The organism is Saccharothrix saharensis, assembly GCF_006716745.1.
GTDB classification, from domain to species: Bacteria; Actinomycetota; Actinomycetes; order Mycobacteriales; family Pseudonocardiaceae; genus Actinosynnema; species Actinosynnema saharense.
Window position 1 is genome coordinate 4816052 of sequence record NZ_VFPP01000001.1, and the last position, 17490, is coordinate 4833541.

Consider the following 17490-nt stretch of genomic DNA (forward strand, 5'->3'; position numbering starts at 1 on the left):
TGGGCATGGGGACCCCGTGGACGAACTGGGCACGCACGGCGTCCGCGAACCCGCACCGGGTGGAACGCCCGGCGAGCGTCGACGAACTCGCCTCGGCGGTCGCGGGCGCCTCCAGTGTCCGCCCGCGCGGCAGCGGGCACTCGTTCACCGACATCGCCGTCGCACCCGGCGTGGCCATCGACCTGGACGCCTGGACGGGCATCGTGGAGGTGTCCGGCACGCTGGTCACGGTCCGCTCCGGCACCACGTTGCGGCAGCTCAACGCGCTGCTGGACGTGCTCGGGCTGGCCCTGGCCAACCTCGGCGACATCGACGCCCAGACGGTGGCGGGCGCGATCTCCACCGGCACGCACGGCACCGGCGCGAAGCTCGGCGGCCTGGCCACGCAGGTGGTCGCGCTGGAGCTCGTGCTCGCGGACGGGTCGCTGGTCCGCTGCTCGGCCGCCGAGCGGCCCGAGCTGTTCCACGCGGCCGGGGTCGGGCTCGGCGCGCTGGGCGTGATCAGCACGGTCACGCTGCGGTGCGTGCCGTCGTTCGTGCTGCACGCCCGCGAGTACCCCGGCCGGCTCGACGCGGTGCTGGAGGAGTTCGACCACCTCACCGCGGTCGAGGACCACGTGGAGTTCCACTGGTTCCCGCACTCCGACCGGGTGATCGTGAAGCGGAACAACCGGGTCGACCACCCGGCCGCGCCGCTGTCGGCCGCGCGCCGGTTCTACGAGTACGAGGTGGTGGAGAACGGCGCGTTCGGGCTGGTCTGCAAGCTGGCGAAGGCCGTGCCGGCGACCACCAGGACGCTCAACCGGGTCTGCGGGTCGCTCATCTCCGAGCGCGACTACCGCGACGTCTCGCACCGCGTCTTCGTCACACCCAGGCGGGTGCGGTTCGTGGAGACCGAGTACGCGGTGCCGCGGGCCGCGCTGCACGACGTGCTGCGCGAGCTGCGCGCGGCCGTCGCGGGCCTGGACCACGGCGTGATCGTGCCGGTCGAGGTGCGGGTGGCCCAGGGCGACGACATCTGGCTGTCCACGGCGCACGGACGTGACACGGCTTACATCGCCGTGCACCAGTACCTCGGGATGCCGTACCGGCGTTACTTCGACGCGTTCGAGCGGATCGCGGGCGCGGTCGGCGGCCGGCCCCACTGGGGCAAGATGCACACCCTCACGGCGCAGACCCTGCGCGACCGCTACCCGCGCTTCGACGACTTCCGCAGGGTCCGCGCCGACGTGGACCCGACCGGCAAGTTCACCAACGCCTACCTCGACCGGGTGCTCGGCTGACGAGGCGCGACGTCAGAACGCGTCGGCGATCGGGGTGTCGCCGCTGATGAGCTCGTAGGTCCGGCGGACCGTCCCGGGGCGGTCCAGCAGGGCCACCACGACCGCCGCCACGTCACCGCGGGGTACGGAACCCCGTAGCGGCTTCTCGGACAGCTCGACCAGGCCGGTCGGCTCGTCGTCGGTCAGCCTGCCCGGCCGCACGATCGTCCAGTCCAGGTCCCGTTCCCGCAGGTCGTCCTCCGCGGCGCCCTTGGCCGCCAGGTAGGCGTCGAACACCTCGTCACCGGTGGTGCGGCCGATGCCGGTGGTGCTGATCTGGATGAACCGGCGCACGCCCGCCCGTTCCGCCGCCTCGGCGAACAGCGCCGCCGCCGCCCGGTCCACGGTGTCCTTGCGCGCCACCCCGCTGCCCGGCCCGGCGCCCGCGGCGAAGAGCGCCGCTCCCGCGCCGGTCATCACGTCCGCGACCGAAGCGACGTCCGTCGCCTCCAGGTCGCAGTGGACCGGGACACCGCCCGCGTCCAGCACGTCCGCGTGGTGGTCGGGGTTGCGCACCAGCGCCGTGGCGCTGTCGCCCCGCGCGGCCAGCAGCCGCTCCACCCGCAACGCGATCTTGCCGTGTCCGCCCGCGATCACTACCCGCATGGTCCGACCGTAGGTCAGGACGCGGTCGCCAGCACCTGCTCGTACACGAGTTCGTTCACCCAGCGGGTGGTCGCGGTGTCCTCGACCGGCACGGTCTCGTTGCGGCCCGCGACGTCCGTGCTCAGCTGCAGCTCCTCGTCGGCCAGCAGCACCGAGACGCCGTAGCGGCGCACCCGCGGCAGGCAGTTCGCCAGGTAGTCGTGCGTGAAGACGACCGACGTCGGCAGCACGGCGGCCGCGTTGCCGAAGCGGGCGAACGGCACCGCCGAGGCCAGCGCGGTGCGCCAGTGGCGGGCGACCGCCAGCACGCCGACGATCCGCACCGCGGCGGGCGGCACCCGGCCGTCCATCTCCGGCCACACCCAGGTCGACACCGTGGTGCGGTCCGGCTCCGGACCCGCGCCCAGGCACAACCGCTCGGCGTGCGCGTCGGCCAGCAGCTCCGCCACCACGATCACCCTGCGCCCCATGAGGACCATCTCGGGCAGCACCACGCCGTGCCAGCCGAGGCGCACGGCCGCCGACGCGGCCAGCTCCTCGACGGAACCGGGCAGTTCGGGAACCGGAACGGCGGTGGCCGACAGCGCCCTGGCGTCGTCGGTGTCCGCGATCCGTGCTGGTGTGCTGCTCACGCCAGGGCCTCCTCGGCAACCACGGCGGGCTGTCCGCCGCGTTTCGACTCGTGCTCTGGGTAAGGCGTACCAGGTGGGACCGGTCGCACCCCCGGGGCAGAAGGCGTCCTGCGATCGACGGCGCCGAGCGGTCGGTAACCGGTCGGCGGCGGGCGGGGCGACTTCGGTCCGGCGGTGCTGCCGTCTGGGTGACCCCGGTGCTCCGCGAGCCCCGGAAGACTGCTCAGCGTGTGCGTCGCTCGCCTGGAACGACCGCCGAACCGGATCCGCCGCCCCCGTCGCCGACCGCACGCCGACCGCTCGCCGCGCGAAACCGACCGACCGCCCCGGCGGCCACCACGTTCGGCCGCGGCCGGACGGGTGACAGACATCACGCCGACGCCGGCGGTGGAAAGGGAGTGGAAAACGAAGAAGCCCCATCCACCGGTGTGGATGGGGCTTCTCGTTTGTGGGCGAGGGGGGAGTTGAACCCCCACGTCCTTTCGGACACACGGACCTGAACCGTGCGCGTCTGCCATTCCGCCACTCGCCCGGAGCGACGTGGAGAACACTAGCACGGTCCCCGTCCGGGTTACCAATTGCCCCGTGTCCCGCCACGTCAGCCCGGATACGATCGGAGCAAGAAGTCGACCGGGTCGGAGGGTTGCCGTGGGCCTCGTACAGCGCTTCGAGCGCCGTCTCGAAGGCATCGTGGGCAACACCTTCGCGCGTGTGTTCGGTGGCAACGTCGTCCCGCAGGAAGTGGCCCAGGCACTGCAACGGGAGGCGGAGAGCAGCATCCGCGAGTTGGCGGGTGGCAGGTTGCTCGCTCCGAACCACTTCAAGGTCCTGCTGGGTCCGCAGGACCACGATCGGCTTGCCGGGGACGGTCAGGATGAACTACGCATCACCCAGCTTCTGGGGGACTCCATCCGGGAGCACCTCGAAGAGAGCGGATGGGATACCTATGGTGACGTCGTAGTCTCCCTGGAGCGCTCCGACGCGCTGCACACGGGACAGTTCCGAACCAGCTCGTCCGTCGACCCCGACGTGAAAGTTGCCAGCCGACGGTCAGCACCACCTCGCACTGCAGGAGACGGATCCATGAGCCAGCCTCCCGGCTACGGACAAGGACAGGGCCAGCCCGCCTACGACCCCTATGCACAGGGCGGCTACGGCCAGCAGCAGCAGGGCTACGACCAGCAGGGTTACGGTCAGCAGCAGCCCGGGTACGACCAGGGCTACGGCCAGCAGCAGCAGGGCTACGACCAGGGTTACGGCCAGCAGCAGCCCGGCTACGACCAGGGCTACGGCCAGCAGCAGCAGGGCTACGACCAGGGCTACGGCCAACCCGGTTACGACCAGGGGTACGGCCAGCAGCAGCCCGGCTACGGCCAGCAGGGCTACGACCAGGGCTACGCCCAGCCCGGGTACGACCAGGGCTACGGGCAGCAGGGCTACGGCCAGCAGCCCGGCTACGACCAGGGCTACGGCCAGCAGGGCTACGGCGACCCGGCCGCGGGTTACGCGCCGCCGGCGGTCCAGTCCGGCCCGCGTCAGCTGAACGCGACGCTGCACCTGGACGACGGCTCCAACCGCACCTACAACCTCAAGCAGGGCGGCAACGTGGTCGGCCGCGGGCAGGAAGCGGACTTCCGGCTCCCCGACACCGGGGTCTCCAGGAGGCACCTGGAGATCACCTGGGACGGGCACAGTGCCATGCTCGCTGATCTCGGTTCGACAAACGGCACCACGGTGAACGGCACCCCAGTGCAGACTTGGCAGCTCGCGGAAGGCGACGTCGTCCGCATCGGCCACTCCTCGCTGGTCTACCGCACCCAGGGCTGACCAGTACATTCTGGGCGCGTCGATTCGGGCGAAGGCGTGACGGCACTCAAGTCAGGAGCGGTTACAACCGGTGCCAGAGCTGGTGATGCAGCTGACCAGAGCGGGTTTCCTCGTCCTGCTCTGGTTGTTCGTGTTGGCTGCGCTTCGAGTGGTCCGCTCCGACCTGTACGCGGCGTCGGGGCTCCGCGTCCCGACGCCGAAGTTCGGCAGAGGCGCTAGCAAGGCCGCCAGGGGGGCGAAGGCGGCCCGGCAGCTCGTCGTGACGCACGGCGCGCTGGCGGGCACGCGCATCTCCCTGGACGGCAGGCCGATCATGATCGGCCGCGCCGACGACTCGACGCTCGTGCTGGACGACGACTTCGCGTCGACCCGGCACGCGCGGCTGTCGATGCGCGGCACCGACTGGTACGTGGAGGACCTGGGCTCCACGAACGGCACCTATCTCGACCGGGCGAAGGTCACGGCCCCACTCCGGGTCCCGCTCGGCTCCCCGATCCGAATTGGCAAAACGGTGATCGAGCTGCGCTCATGACCCTCGTCCTCCGATACGCGGCCCGCAGCGACCGGGGCCTGGTCCGTTCGAACAACCAGGACTCCGTGTACGCGGGCCCACGCCTGCTCGCCCTCGCCGACGGCATGGGCGGCCACGCCGCGGGCGAGGTCGCCAGCAAGGTCGTCATCGCGGCCCTGGCCCCGCTCGACGACGACGAGCCGGGCGACGACCTGCTCGGCCAGCTGCGCGACGCGGTGATCGCCGGCAACGGCGCAATCTCCGAGCTCGTGCAGAGCGACCCCGACCTCGACGGCATGGGCACCACGCTCACCGCCGTGCTGTTCGCGGGCTCGCGGCTGGGCATGGTGCACATCGGCGACTCCCGCGCCTACATGCTGCGCAACGGCACGTTCACGCAGATCACGCACGACGACACGTTCGTGCAGTCGTTGATCGACGAGGGACGGATCACCGAAGAGGAAGCGGCCACGCACCCGCAGCGGTCGCTGCTGCTGCGCGCGTTGACCGGCCACGAGGTGGAGCCGAGGCTGATGGTGCGGGAAGCCCGTCCGGGCGACCGCTACCTGCTGTGCTCGGACGGCCTGTCCGGCGTGGTCAGCATGGAGACGCTGGAAGAGGCGATCCGGATCCCGGACCCGCAGGCGTGCGCGGACCGGATGATCGAGCTGGCGCTCAAGGGCGGCGGCCCCGACAACGTGACGGTCGTCGTCGCCGACGTGGTCGACGTCGACTTCGGGGAGGACGCGCCCATAGTGGGCGGCGCGGCCGGAGACGGCAGCGAAGACCCACCACCCCCCGACTCGCCCGCCTCGCGGGCGAGTTCCATCACCGGGCCCCGCCCGATCCCGCAGCGGGTCGAGCCGATGCCGCCGCCGGACCCCCGGCGCTCGCGCGGCAACCGGCTCAAGGCGCTGGCCCTGGTGGTCTTCCTGCTCCTGCTGGTCGTCGCGGCCGGCCTGGGCACCCGCTGGTACGTGCTGCGCCAGTACTACGTCGGCGCGGGCGAGAACGGCGAGGTGTCGGTGTTCCGCGGCGTCACCGGCAGCGTGTTCGGCTTCGACCTGCACCGCGAGGTGGAGGGCTCCTGCCCGCCCGGGGCGCAGGCGTGCGAGCCGATCACGGTGGACGACCTGAAGGTCGCCACCCGGGACGTGGTGCGCAACGGCATCACCGACGTGGACGGCCTGGAGGGCGCCCGGGAGGCGATCCGCAGGCTGCGCACCGAGCAGACGCTGCCGTTCTGCCCGAAGGACACCGCCGAGAGCACCACGGGGACGTCCACCACCGCCGCGCCGCCGACCGCAACCTCGACCGAGGCGACGACGTCCACCACCGTGGAGGGGACACCCCTCACCACGCCCGTGCAGAAGCCGGGCACGGATTGCCGAAAGGGTCAGTAGTCGCATGGGTTCGCCGGTCACCGGCGCTGAGGGCACACCGCTCGCGGCGGCGAGCAGCACGTCGCCCGGGTTGAGGCCGCCCACACGACGCAGCACCGAACTGTTCATGCTCGCGTTCGCCGCCACGCTGGTGACCGGCGCGCTGATCCTGGTGGAGGCCAACCAGGAGCAGGAGCTGAGCCTCCAGATCCTGTGGCTCGGCCTGGCCTACCTGGGCCTGCTCACCGTGGCGCACCTCGCGGTGCGCAAGTGGGCGCCCTACGCCGACCCCGTGATCATGCCGTGCGTGGCGCTGCTCAACGGCCTGGGCCTGGTCATGATCCACCGGATCGACCTGGCCATGGCGGACGTGAAGCTGCCGGGCAACCAGGTGTGGTCGCCCGCCGCGCCCAAGCAGGTGCTGTGGACGGCGATCGCGCTGGCGCTGTTCTGCATCGTGCTGAAGGTGCTGTCCGACCACCGCACGCTGGCGCGCTACGGCTACACCGCGGGCCTGCTCGGCCTGGTCGCGCTGGTGCTGCCCGGCGTGCTGCCGAGCTTCATCGCGCCGGAGATCAACGGCGCGAAGATCTGGCTGAGCTTCGGCGCGTTCTCCATCCAGCCGGGCGAGTTCGCGAAGATCCTGCTGATGGTGTTCTTCGCCGCGTTCCTGGTGTCGAAGCGGGACCTGTTCACCATCGCGGGCCGCCGGGTCGTCGGCCTGGACCTGCCGCGCGCCCGCGACCTGGGTCCGTTGATCGCCGCGTGGGCGGTCGGCGTGAGCATCATGGTCCTGCAGAAGGACCTGGGCAGCTCGCTGCTGTTCTTCGGCATCGTGCTGGTGCTGCTGTACGTGGCGACCGAGCGGGCCGCGTGGGTCGTGCTGGGCGTGATGATGTTCTGCGTCGGCGCGGTCGTGGCGTGGAAGCTGTTCGGGCACGTCCAGATCCGGGTGCAGAACTGGCTGGACCCCTTCGCCGACCCGACGGGCACGGGCTACCAGATCGTGCAGTCGTTGTTCGGGCTCGGCACGGGCGGGCTGTTCGGCGCGGGCCTGGGCGGCGGGCGGCCGGACCAGATCCCGGAGGCCAACACCGACTTCATCACCGCCGTGATCGGCGAGGAGCTGGGCTTCGTCGGGCTGGCCGCGGTGCTGCTGATCTACACCGTGTTCGCGATGCGGGGCCTGCGCACCGCCCTGTCGGTCCGGGACACGTTCGGCAAGCTGCTCGGCGGCGGCCTGGCGTTCGCCGTGGCGTTCCAGATCTTCATCGTCGTCGGCGGCGTGACGAAGCTGATCCCGATGACGGGCATCACCGCGCCGTTCCTGTCCAAGGGCGGTTCGTCGCTGCTGGCCAACTACATCCTGGTCGCGTTGCTGCTGCGGATCTCGGACGCGGCACGCGCGCCGAAGACCACCCCGAAGCCGCGCCCGCAGCAACCGGCCATCGCCGACCAGTTCACAGTCATGGTGGAGCGTCCGAAATGAACACACCGCTCCGCCGGGTCGGGCTCGCCATGATGGCGATGATGCTCCTGCTGCTGGGCAACGCGACCTACGTGCAGGTGATCAAGGCCGACGACTACCGCAAGGACCCGCTGAACCGGCGGGTGGTCCTGGACCAGTACTCGCGGGAGCGCGGCCAGATCATCGCCGCCGACGGCACGCCGCTGGCCAGCGTGCAGCGGGTCGACGACCGGCTCAAGTACCTGCGCACCTACGCCAACGGCCCGGTGTTCGCGCCGGTGACCGGCTACTTCTCCACCCTGTACGGCGCGGGCGGCATGGAGCGCGCCGAGGACGACCTGCTCAACGGCTCGGACGACCGGCTGTTCGCCCGCCGGGTGTCGGACCTGATCACCGGCCGCGACCCCAAGGGCGGCAGCCTCCAGCTCACCATCGACGCGAAGCTCCAGCAGGCGGCGTTCGACCGGCTGCAGGGCGTGACCGGCACGGTGGTCGCGATCCGGCCGCAGACCGGGGAGATCCTGGCCATGGCCAGCACCCCGTCCTACGACCCGAACGTGCTGGCCAGCCACGACGTGGACACGCAGGAAGAGGCCTGGACCGGCTACGACGCGGACAAGTCCAAGCCGATGCTCAACCGCGCGATCCACGAGAACTACCCGCCCGGCTCGACGTTCAAGCTGGTGGTGACGGCGGCGGCGCTGGCCGAGGGCAAGAACAAGGACACCCAGGTCGACGGCCGCCCGGTGATCACGTTGCCCGGCACCGACACCCCGCTGCCGAACTTCAACGACACCATCTGCGGCAACGGCGTGACCGCCTCGCTCCAGGAGGCGCTGGCCAAGTCGTGCAACACGGCGTTCGCGGTGCTGGCCGCCGAGCTGGGCGCGGACAAGCTGCGCGACCAGGCCGCGAAGTTCGGCATCGGCGAGCCGGACCTGGCGATCCCGCTGTCCGTCGTGCCCTCGACGCTGGGCCCCATGTCGGAGAAGCCGGCGATCTACCAGACCGGCATCGGCCAGAAGGACGTCCGGGTGACGCCGCTGGTCAACGCGGTGATGGCGGCGACCATCGCCAACGGTGGCGTGCGGATGCAGCCGCACCTGGTCGGCAAGATCCTGGCGCCGGACCTGCAGGCGATCAGCGAGACCAAGCCGGACGAGGTCGACGAGGCCATGGAGCCCGACGAGGCCAAGGCGCTGCGCGACATGATGATCGCCTCGGAGAACAACACCGGTGGCGGCGGCAAGCTCAGCGGCGTGACCATCGCGTCCAAGACCGGCACCGCCGAGCACGGCGACGACGTGAAGTCGACCAACCCGCACGCCTGGTACGTGGCGTTCGCCCCGGCCGAGAAGCCGGAGATCGCGATCGCGGTCATCGTCGAGAACGGCGGCCAGCAGGGCCTGTCCGCCACCGGCGGCCGGGTCGCCGCGCCGATCGGCCGCGCGGTCATCGGCGCCTACCTCGGGGGACGCTGATGCTGACCTCCGGCCAGTTGCTCGCCGAGCGGTACCGCCTCACCAAGCGGATCGCGGTCGGCGGCATGGGCGAGGTCTGGGAGGCCGACGACACCCGCCTCGACCGCAAGGTCGCGGTGAAGGTGCTGAAGGCGGAGCTCAGCGGCGACGCCGAGTTCCTCAACCGGTTCCGCATCGAGGCGCGCACCACCGCCTCGCTCAACCACCCCGGCATCGCCGCGGTGCACGACTACGGCGAGACCGCGTCGATCCCGGACGGGCCGGAGGACACCGCCTACCTGGTGATGGAGCTGGTCGAGGGCGAGCCGCTGGCCGCGATCATCGCCCGCGGCAGGCTGAACGCCGACCGCACGCTGGACGTGCTGGAGCAGGCGGGCAACGCGTTGCAGGCCGCGCACGAGCGCGGGCTGGTGCACCGGGACGTGAAGCCGGGCAACATCCTGGTGACGCCGACCGGCAAGGTGAAGATCACCGACTTCGGCATCGCGAAGGCCGCCGACGCGGCGCCGGTCACGCACAGCGGCATGGTCATGGGCACGGCCCACTACATCGCGCCGGAGCAGGCGCTCGGCCACGCCGCCGAGCCCGCGTCGGACGTGTACGCGCTGGCGGTGTGCGGCTACGAGTGCCTGACGGGGCACCGGCCGTTCCTGTCGGAGAACGCGGTGACGGTCGCGATGATGCACATCCGCGACATCGCGCCGCCGCTGCCGCCGGACGTGCCGCCGGGCCCGCGGGCGCTGATCGAGGCGACCCTCGTCAAGGACCCCCGGCAGCGCTACCGCAACGGCGGCGAGTTCGCGTCCGCGGTGAGCGCGGTGCGGGCGGGCCAGCCGCTGCCCGCGCCGTCCGGGCTGGCGATGGCGGTCGGCGCGCCGATGGCCGCTCCCCTCACGCCACCGCCCGCTCAGCGCACCCACCCCCAGCACCCCCATTTGGGCAACCCGGTGAGCCATCCCGGGTCGCGCCCGGGCATGCAACCGGTCCCACCAGCGATGAACACTCCGCACACGGGCGCTTTCCGTCCGTTGCCACCGGGCGCACGGCCACCGGGGCGCAACCGCGCCGTGCTGTGGGTTATGGTCGCTGTGCTGGTGGTCGCGCTGCTGGTGCTCGGCGTGGTCGTCCTGCGCTGGGTGCTGAAGGACGACGAGGTGCCCGGAGGGGCGAACCAGCAGGGCACCACGAGCGCCCGCCCGTTGGACCACTCGACCGATCGTCTCCCCGGCAAACCGAAGGTGACGATCACGAAGTCCGACTACGTCGACCTCCCGGTGGACGAAGTCGCGAAACAGCTCTCCGGGCACGGCTTGGAACCCGAGGTGCACTCCGAGGACGGGGGCGCGCCGCGGGACCCCGAGCGGTGCCTGGTGTCGGACCTGGCGCCGACCGGTGAGGTTGCGATCGGCTCACGGGTCACGGTGACGTGTGTACCGACTTGATGCCCGAACGGTACGAAGGCGAACGCAAGGCTTGATGGTGAGACCGTTGACGAGGAGCGGGACGAAGCACTGATGAGCACTCCGCGACTGCTCTCCAACCGCTACGAACTGGGTGAGACGCTCGGCTACGGCGGTATGTCGGAGGTGCACAAGGGCCGGGACGTCCGGCTCGGCCGCGACGTCGCCATCAAGGTGCTGCGCGCTGACCTCGCCCGTGACGCCCAGTTCCAGGAGCGGTTCCGCCGGGAGGCGCAGAACTCGGCGGCGCTGAACCACCCCGCGATCGTCGCGGTCTACGACACCGGTGAGACCCAGACCGAGTACGGTCCGCTGCCCTACATCGTCATGGAGTTCGTCGACGGCCGCACGCTGCGCGACATCGTCAAGACGCAGGGACCGCTGTCGGGCAAGCGGGCGATGGAGGTCATGGCCGACGTGTCGGCCGCGCTGGACTTCAGCCACCGGCACGGCATCGTGCACCGGGACGTGAAGCCGGCCAACGTGATGATCACCCGGTCGGGCGCGGTGAAGGTGATGGACTTCGGCATCGCGCGCGCGGTGCACGACGGCCAGGCCGCGGTGACGCAGACCGCCGCCGTGATAGGGACCGCCCAGTACCTGTCGCCCGAGCAGGCGCGCGGCGAGGCCGTGGACGGCCGGTCGGACGTGTACGCGTCGGGCTGCGTGCTGTTCGAGCTGCTGACCGGCGAGCCGCCGTTCACCGGCGACTCGCCCGTGGCGGTGGCCTACCAGCACGTGCGGGAGGACCCGAAGCCGCCGTCGTCGCTGAACCCGAAGGTGACGCCCGCGCTCGACGCGATCGTGCTCAAGGCGATGGCCAAGGGCCCGGCCAACCGCTACCAGTCGGCCGCGGAGATGCGCGCGGACCTGGTGCGCGTGCTGTCCGGCCAGCGGCCGTCCGCGCCCGCCGTGATGACGGCGGAGGACCACCGCACGGCCGTGCTCAGCAGCCAGGCGGCGTCGCCGCGGACCGAGATCGCGCCCTCGACGGGCGGTCGGCACCGGCCGTCGGCGCAGCGCGAGGAGCCCGCCGAGTACGACCCGCTGGCCGAGGAAGAGGAGGAGCGGCGCGCCCGGCGCAAGAAGGCGCTCATGGTCACCCTGGTCGTCCTGCTGTGCATCGCCGTGCTCGCGCTCGCCGCGTGGATCACCACGACGCTGCTCAGCGAGGGTGAGAAGAGCGCGGGCACCGAGAAGGTGTCGGTGCCGTCGCTCATCGGCAAGGAGCAGTCGGCGGCGCTGGCCGAGCTGGAGTCCAAGGAACTGCGCTGGACGGTCGAGATGAGGGCCTGCCAGCCCGGCTCGGAGCCGACCTGCACCGCCGACCAGATCGGCAAGGTCGTCGAGACCGACCCGCCGGCGAACGAAGAGGTGGACAAGCGCTCCGAGGTCAAGCTGGTGATCGGCACCCAGCCGGAACCCGCGCCGGTGCCGAGCGTCACCGGGCTGTCCCCGCAGGACGCGCAGAAGAAGCTCGAAGCCGAGAAGTGGGTCTACCAGCAGGCCACGGAGACCATCGAGACCGAGGACCCGAACCTGGTCGGCAAGGTCGTCCGGCAGAACCCGGACGCGGGCATCAACGCCCCGAAGGGCAGTGCGATCACGGTGACGCTGGGCAAGGCCCCGGACACCGTGCAGCTGCCGGACGTGACGGGCCAGACGCTGGAGAACGCGCGCGCCACCCTCGAGGGCAACGGGTTCAAGGTGCAGACCAAGGACGTCGACAGCGCCGAGCCGCTCAACGAGGTCGTGGCCCAGAACCCCGGTCCGGGACGCGCGGAGAAGGGCTCGCTCATCACGCTGAGCGTGTCCAAGAACAACCAGTTCCTCATGCCCGACCTGCGCGGCCTGACCGAGAACCAGGCGCGGACCAAGCTCAACCAGGCGGGTTGGACGGGCAACGACCTGACCACCACCAAGGAACCCACCACCGATATCAGCCAGGACAAGAAGATCCTGGACCAGGAGATCAAGCCGAACGAGCCGGTGGGCAAGAACGCCCGGATCTCGGTGATCGTGTCCGACTTCAAGATCGGCGGACCCACGTCCACGAGGTAGCCGGACCGCAGGCCGTGCGAAAGCCCCTCCACGTTCCGGAGGGGCTTTCGCCGTTGCGGGGGTTCGGGCTACTTCCGGTTGGCGGCCGCGGCCAGTTCGCGCATGCCGTTCTCCAACTGCCCGACCGTGGCCTCGGGCACCTCGAAGCCGCACACGGCGAGCCAGTTGGCCAGCATCCGGTGGCCGCCCTCGGTCAGCACGGACTCCGGGTGGAACTGGACGCCCTCGACCGGCAGCTCGCGGTGCCGCATGGCCATCACCACGCCGGACTCGGTGCGGCCGGTCACCTCGAACTCGGCCGGGATGGTGTCCGGCAGCACGGTCAGGGAGTGGTAGCGGGTCGCGGTGAACGGGCTGGGCACGCCCTTCAGCACACCCGCGCCGTTGTGGTGCACCACGCTGGTCTTGCCGTGCAGGAGCTCCGGCGCGAGGTCGACCGTGCCGCCCCACACCGCGCCGATCGCCTGGTGGCCCAGGCACACCCCGAACACCGGGACGCCGCGGTCCGCGCAGTGGCGGATGACGTCCATGCTCTTGCCCGCCTTGTCCGGCGTGCTGGGTCCGGGGCTGACGAGGACGCCACCGACCTCGTCGACCTCGTCCAGCTCGACGGCGTCGTTGCGGCGGACCACGCACTCGACCCCGAGCTGGGCCAGGTACTGGACGAGGTTGTAGACGAAGCTGTCGTAGTTGTCGACCACGAGCACGCGCATGCCACCAGCGTAGCCGTGACGAACCTCTCGCCAGAAGTGAGCTTAGGCTCACCTAACCTTGAGGTATGACCCGACCCCTGCGCGTCGCCGTCGTCGGCGCCGGCCCCGCCGGCATCTACGCCGCCGACATCCTGACCAAGTCCGCCGCCGAGTCGGGGACCGACGTGGGCATCGACCTCTTCGAGCGGATGCCCGCGCCGTACGGCTTGATCAGGTACGGCGTGGCGCCGGACCACCCCCGCATCAAGGGGATCGTCAACGCCCTGCAACGCGTGCTGGACCGGCCGGGGATCAGGTTCTTCGGCAACGTCGAGTACGGCGTCGACCTCAAGCTCGACGACCTGCGGCACTTCTACGACGCGGTGGTCTTCTCCACCGGCGCGGAGAAGGACCGCCCGCTGGACATCCCCGGCATCGACCTCGACGGCTCGTACGGCGCGGCCGAGTTCGTCTCCTGGTACGACGGCCACCCGGACGTGCCGCGCACCTGGCCGCTGCGGGCTCGTGAGGTCGCCGTCCTGGGCGTCGGCAACGTCGCGCTCGACGTCGCCCGGGTGCTGGCCAAGACCGCCGACGAGCTGCTGAGCACCGACATCCCGGACAACGTCCACGACGGGTTGAAGGCGAGCCCGGTCACCGACGTGCACGTGTTCGGCCGCCGCGGCCCGGCGCAGGCCAAGTTCACGCCGCTGGAGCTGCGCGAGCTCGACCACTCGCCGAACGTCGAGGTCGTCGTCCACCCCGAGGGCATCGACTTCGACGCGGCCAGCATGGCGGCGATCCGGTCGAACAAGCAGGTCGAGATGGTGGTCAAGACGCTGCAGGAGTGGGCGATCCGCGACGTCGGCTCGCGCCCGCGCCGGCTGCACCTGCACTTCCTCGAAGCCCCCGTGCGGGTGCTGGGGTCGTCGGAGGTCACCGGGCTGCGCACCGAGCGGATGGAGCTGGACGGCGACGGCGGCGTGCGCGGCACCGGTCAGTTCACCGACTGGCCGGTGCAGGCGGTGTACCGGGCCGTCGGCTACCTGTCCACGCACCTGGTCGACCTGCCGTTCGACCACACGTCCGGCACCGTGCCGCACCAGGCGGGCCGGGTGCTCGACCTGGACGAGCAGGCGATGCCCGGCGTCTACGTCACCGGCTGGATCAAGCGCGGCCCGGTGGGGCTCATCGGGCACACCAAGGGCGACGCGCTGGAGACCGTGACGAGCCTGCTCGCCGACGCGCCGCTGCTGCCCGCCGCGCCCGCCCGCGAACCCGACGCGGTGGTCCGGTTCCTGGAGCAGCGCGCCGTGCCGTTCACCACCGTGGACGGGTGGCGCAGGCTGGACGCGCACGAGATCGCCCTCGGCGCCGCGCGCGGCCGCGACCGGGTGAAGGTCGTGGACCGGGCGGAGATGACCGGCATCTGCCGGCCGTGAGGGCTACTGCGGCGTCGTCACGTTGTTGAACGGCAGCTTCGGCTCCGCCCAGGGGAACACCACGAACATCAGCAGCGCCACCACCCCGGCCACGAGCACCAGCGCTTCGAGGATGCGCACGGGCAGCGGGCCGGGGAGGTGCCGCCAGATCCACCCGTACATCACTGCTCCTTCATCTCTTCGGGCACGAAACCGGGGGCCTTCGGGTAGCTCATCGTCAGCACCGAGTGCACGATCAGCCGCTGCTTGTCGGAGAACCGCGGGTGGCAGGTGGTCAGCGTCATCAGCGCCGCCTGCTGCGCCGCGGGGAGCTCACCCTCGAAGTGCGGCACGGGGCTGATCACCTCGCCCTGCGTGGGCAGCACGATCTCCTGGCCGACCGTCTTGTCGTACGGCGCGCCCAGCGGTGAGACCTTCTCGCACTTCGGGTCGGACTGCCGCGGCGCCCAGTTCGCCGCCTCACCGGACTTGGGCAGCACCCGGTAGACGAACCAGTGGGTCTGCGTCTCGACCACGATCGCGTCGCACGAGTTCAGCAGGTCGAGGTCGTTGAAGGGCGCGCCCTTGCCGACCCGGTGACCGGCGACGGAGAAGTTGCCGGGGTCGCCGGGCAGCGCCGTGCCCTTGTAGTGGCCGGGGCCGATCTCCAGGTCCTTGTCGGTGGTGCCCTCGACGATGGAGAACTTGTAGTCCGGGCCGAACACCGGGATGTACATCTTGGCGAACGCCTGGCCGTCCAGCAGGTCGTACTTGACCTGGCGCTCCGGGTCCGCCTCGACGGTGTTGGCGTTCCACTGGTCGTCCAGCGCCTGGGTGGCGTCGTCCTGCTTGCCCGCCGAGATCAGGTCGGTGACGTACACCTCGTAGACCACGAACAGCAGGATGACCAGGCCGGCCGTGATCAGCAGCTCGCCGACCGTGCGGACGGTCTTGCGCGCCGCGCTGTCCGGCGGCGGTGGCGGCTGGTCGTCCTCGTCGTCGTAGTAGTCGTCGTCCTCGTAGTACTCGTCGTCGTAGTCCTCGTACTCGTCGTCGTAGTCGTCGACGGGTGCGATGACCTCGGTCGGCGGGTCGACGGGGCGGGGACGCGGGCGGGGTCGACCGGGGGGCGCGGGCGGGTGGCCGCCGGGGGGCGGCGGGAGGCTGCCGGAGAACGCGTTGGTGTAGCGGGTGGCGTCGGCTTCCGGCGGTGCCGGCCGGGGACGCGGTGAGGCGGTAGCGGCGGGTGCGGGCCCACCGAGCCGTGCGGCCACTTCGGAGGGCGCGCGCCGGCCACCGGGCGGCTCGACGCGGACCGGTTCGACGTACGAGGTCTCTTGGGCGTCGGGAGCCACCGGGGGCACGTTCGGCCGTGCCCGGCGACCACCGGGCGGTTCGGCGCGCGGACCCATCTCGTCGCGGCGCGCCCGACGGCCGGCAGGCGGTGGGTCGACCTGGGGTGCCTCGAACCGGGGTGCCTCGAACCGGGGTGCCTCGAACTGGGGTGCCTCGCCGTACGGCGGCTCGACCGGCGGCACGGCGTCGTCGCGGCGCGCGCGGCGGGGGGCGGCAGGCGGCTCGCCGTACGGCGACTCCGCCGGCGGTGGCGTGGCGTCGTCGCGACGCGCGCGGCGGGCGGCGGGCGGCTCGACCGGAGGCATGTCGTCACGACGCGCACGGCGCGCGCCGGGTTGCTCGACCGGTTCGACCTCGTCCCGACGCGCACGGCGGCCGGCCGGTGGCTCGGGATCGTCCCGCCTGGCCCGGCGGCCGGTCGGCGGCGGGTCGGTGGGGGGTGTGAACGGCTCCCCCGGACGGCTGAAACCTCCCGGCGGCGTCGCGGGCCGGTCCGGGTCGCCGGGACGGTCGGCGGAGCGGTCGACACCGCCCGGCGGCGTCGGCGGCCGGTCGAAGCCACCCGGCGGGGTGGGCGGGCGGTTCGGGGCGGCGGGGCGGTCGACACCGCCCGGAGGGGTCGATGGCCTGGAAAAACCGCCCGGGGGCGTGGGCGGGCGGTGGCCGGGGAGCGGAGGTTCGCCCGGGACGTGGGGTTGCCGTGGCCCGGGTCGCGGCGGTCGGCCCGGCGGGCCGCCTCGCGGCGGAGGCGGGTCGTAGCTCACCGGAAAACCTCCCAAGCCGAACGTTCCAGGACTACACGGTGCTTCAGGGACCTGCTCGGTTACGTTAACGTGTTCATCCAGCAGTGGACGTGAACTCGCGCCACTGGAGGCCTATCCACCCGTCAGGCGAGGACAGCATGCCCAAGTCCAAGGTCCGCAAGAAGGCCGTCTACACGGCGCCTGCCGATCGCCGCACCCCGGTGAAGGTCAAGGCAGCGGGGCCGTCGCACCCCGTCTACGTCGCCGTGATGCTCGGCATGATGCTGTTGGGGCTGGCGTGGCTGGTGGTCAACTACATCGCGGGCGAGAAGGTCCCGGTGATGATGGACCTCGGGTCCTGGAACTTCGGCATCGGGTTCGCCCTGATGATCGTCGGCTTGCTGATGACCATGAAATGGCGCTGACCACGCGCTACGCCAAGTGGCCGACGGCCCGGACGTGCACCACGTCCGGGCCGTTCCGCGTTACCCGGTAGTTCACCGGGTTCACCGGACGGTCACCGAAGCA

At 71.4% G+C, this 17490-nt stretch carries 15 protein-coding genes and 1 tRNA gene; 10 read left to right on the forward strand and 6 right to left on the reverse strand.

What is annotated here, in order from left to right; all coding sequences use genetic code 11:
* The first annotated feature begins 5 nt into the window (after window positions 1-5).
* Window positions 6-1283, forward strand: coding sequence for a D-arabinono-1,4-lactone oxidase (locus FHX81_RS21245; protein ID WP_141979818.1), 1278 nt, complete (start codon window positions 6-8; stop codon window positions 1281-1283).
* Window positions 1284-1295: 12 nt separating this feature from the next.
* Here the strand turns inward: FHX81_RS21245 and FHX81_RS21250 are convergent, their stop codons facing one another.
* From FHX81_RS21250 to FHX81_RS21260, 3 genes are all read right to left on the reverse strand, one after another.
* Window positions 1296-1928 carry an SDR family oxidoreductase gene (locus tag FHX81_RS21250; protein WP_141979819.1) on the reverse strand — a complete coding sequence of 211 codons (633 nt, stop codon included), beginning with the start codon at window positions 1926-1928 and terminating at the stop codon, window positions 1296-1298.
* Window positions 1929-1942: 14 nt separating this feature from the next.
* The gene (locus FHX81_RS21255) at window positions 1943-2560 is read right to left on the reverse strand and encodes a hypothetical protein (protein ID WP_141979820.1); all 618 of its coding nucleotides are present in this window, start codon (window positions 2558-2560) and stop codon (window positions 1943-1945) included.
* Between the two features lie 449 nt (window positions 2561-3009).
* Window positions 3010-3092, reverse strand: a tRNA-Leu gene (locus tag FHX81_RS21260).
* A 116-nt stretch (window positions 3093-3208) separates the two neighbouring features.
* Between FHX81_RS21260 and FHX81_RS21265 the strand changes: the two genes are divergently transcribed.
* The 7 genes from FHX81_RS21265 to pknB all read left to right on the forward strand — a co-directional run bounded on the left by FHX81_RS21265 (window position 3209) and on the right by pknB (window position 12750).
* Entirely contained in the window at window positions 3209-4387 is a 1179-nt protein-coding gene (locus tag FHX81_RS21265) for an FHA domain-containing protein (protein ID WP_141979821.1), read from the forward strand.
* A gap of 70 nt (window positions 4388-4457) precedes the next feature.
* Complete coding sequence (locus tag FHX81_RS21270) at window positions 4458-4919, forward strand: FHA domain-containing protein FhaB/FipA (protein ID WP_141979822.1); 462 nt, start codon at window positions 4458-4460, stop codon at window positions 4917-4919.
* Window positions 4916-6301, forward strand: coding sequence for a PP2C family protein-serine/threonine phosphatase (locus FHX81_RS21275; RefSeq protein ID WP_141979823.1), 1386 nt, complete (start codon window positions 4916-4918; stop codon window positions 6299-6301). Before FHX81_RS21270 ends, FHX81_RS21275 begins: the two co-directional genes overlap by 4 nt.
* Window positions 6302-6305: 4 nt before the next feature.
* Window positions 6306-7769: an FtsW/RodA/SpoVE family cell cycle protein gene (locus tag FHX81_RS21280; protein WP_141979824.1), complete on the forward strand. Its 1464-nt coding sequence runs from the start codon at window positions 6306-6308 to the stop codon at window positions 7767-7769.
* Complete coding sequence (locus FHX81_RS21285) at window positions 7766-9229, forward strand: peptidoglycan D,D-transpeptidase FtsI family protein (RefSeq protein WP_141979825.1); 1464 nt, start codon at window positions 7766-7768, stop codon at window positions 9227-9229. The genes FHX81_RS21280 and FHX81_RS21285 overlap by 4 nt, the downstream gene beginning before the upstream one ends.
* Entirely contained in the window at window positions 9229-10671 is a 1443-nt protein-coding gene (locus tag FHX81_RS21290; protein WP_141979826.1) for a serine/threonine-protein kinase, read from the forward strand. The genes FHX81_RS21285 and FHX81_RS21290 overlap by 1 nt, the downstream gene beginning before the upstream one ends.
* A gap of 72 nt (window positions 10672-10743) precedes the next feature.
* On the forward strand, window positions 10744-12750 hold the full coding sequence (gene pknB, locus FHX81_RS21295) for a Stk1 family PASTA domain-containing Ser/Thr kinase (RefSeq protein ID WP_141979827.1): 2007 nt from the start codon (window positions 10744-10746) through the stop codon (window positions 12748-12750).
* Between the two features lie 68 nt (window positions 12751-12818).
* On the opposite strand, the gene FHX81_RS21300 is transcribed toward pknB, so the two are convergent.
* The gene (locus tag FHX81_RS21300; protein WP_141979828.1) at window positions 12819-13463 is read right to left on the reverse strand and encodes an aminodeoxychorismate/anthranilate synthase component II; all 645 of its coding nucleotides are present in this window, start codon (window positions 13461-13463) and stop codon (window positions 12819-12821) included.
* Between the two features lie 65 nt (window positions 13464-13528).
* Here FHX81_RS21300 and FHX81_RS21305 point away from each other — a divergent pair, with 65 nt between their 5' ends.
* Window positions 13529-14884 (forward strand): FAD-dependent oxidoreductase, encoded by a 1356-nt coding sequence (locus FHX81_RS21305; protein WP_141979829.1) that lies wholly within the window; start codon window positions 13529-13531, stop codon window positions 14882-14884.
* 3 nt (window positions 14885-14887) lie between these two features.
* Here the strand turns inward: FHX81_RS21305 and FHX81_RS40665 are convergent, their stop codons facing one another.
* The gene (locus FHX81_RS40665; protein WP_170232119.1) at window positions 14888-15046 is read right to left on the reverse strand and encodes a hypothetical protein; all 159 of its coding nucleotides are present in this window, start codon (window positions 15044-15046) and stop codon (window positions 14888-14890) included.
* The gene (locus FHX81_RS43020) at window positions 15046-16524 is read right to left on the reverse strand and encodes a class E sortase (RefSeq protein WP_425473835.1); all 1479 of its coding nucleotides are present in this window, start codon (window positions 16522-16524) and stop codon (window positions 15046-15048) included. The genes FHX81_RS40665 and FHX81_RS43020 overlap by 1 nt, the downstream gene beginning before the upstream one ends.
* 596 nt (window positions 16525-17120) lie before the next feature.
* Here FHX81_RS43020 and crgA point away from each other — a divergent pair.
* Window positions 17121-17387 (forward strand): cell division protein CrgA, encoded by a 267-nt coding sequence (crgA, locus tag FHX81_RS21315; protein WP_053714567.1) that lies wholly within the window; start codon window positions 17121-17123, stop codon window positions 17385-17387.
* Window positions 17388-17490 lie beyond the last annotated feature (103 nt).